Origin of the sequence: Methylobacterium sp. CCH5-D2 (assembly GCF_001556475.1) — a bacterium.
GTDB lineage: Bacteria > Pseudomonadota > Alphaproteobacteria > Rhizobiales > Beijerinckiaceae > Methylobacterium > Methylobacterium hispanicum.
Map to the genome: position 1 here is coordinate 1 of NZ_LSIX01001135.1, position 504 is coordinate 504.

At 77.6% G+C, this 504-nt stretch carries 1 protein-coding gene; it reads right to left on the reverse strand.

Going from position 1 to position 504, the window contains the following annotated elements; translation table 11 throughout:
• Window positions 1–25: 25 nt before the first annotated feature.
• A complete protein-coding gene (locus AX737_RS30870) occupies window positions 26–349 on the reverse strand; it encodes a hypothetical protein (protein ID WP_063110945.1) in 324 nt (107 codons plus the stop codon).
• Window positions 350–504: the final 155 nt, after the last annotated feature.

Genomic DNA, 504 nt, shown 5'->3' on the forward strand with positions numbered 1-504 from the left:
GGGGTTTGGTTACAGGCGGGCCCCATCACCGCCCTCCCGTGTCGCGCTTGCCGCCCATGCCGGGCATGTTCATGCCGGGCATCCGGGAGTGGTCCATGCCCTCCATGCCGCCCGAGCCGGACTTCGGCGTCACGGCGCGGTTGAGCTCGCGCCAGTCCTTGGGATCGACCACGTCGTAGCGCGCCACGCCCGCGGTGACCGCGGAGTAGCGCGGCGCGCGCACGGCGACGGCGGGATCGGCCGGGGCGACGAGCCAGTGCGGCGCGGCGGTGGGCACGCAGGCCGCCAGCGGCAAGGCCGTGAGCGCCAAGGCCGTGAGCGCCACGGCCGGCCTGAGGGAGGTGAGCATCGCTGTGATCCCGAACGGGGGCTGGCGGCCGCGCTCGGGGGCGCGGACCGGCGGACAGGGAGTGGGGCGCGGGCGCGGCTGCGCCGGCCATGCCGGGCGCGGCCCGCGCAGGCAGGATCCTGGTCAGGGCGCGGCCGGGAGCGGCGTGCGGGCGC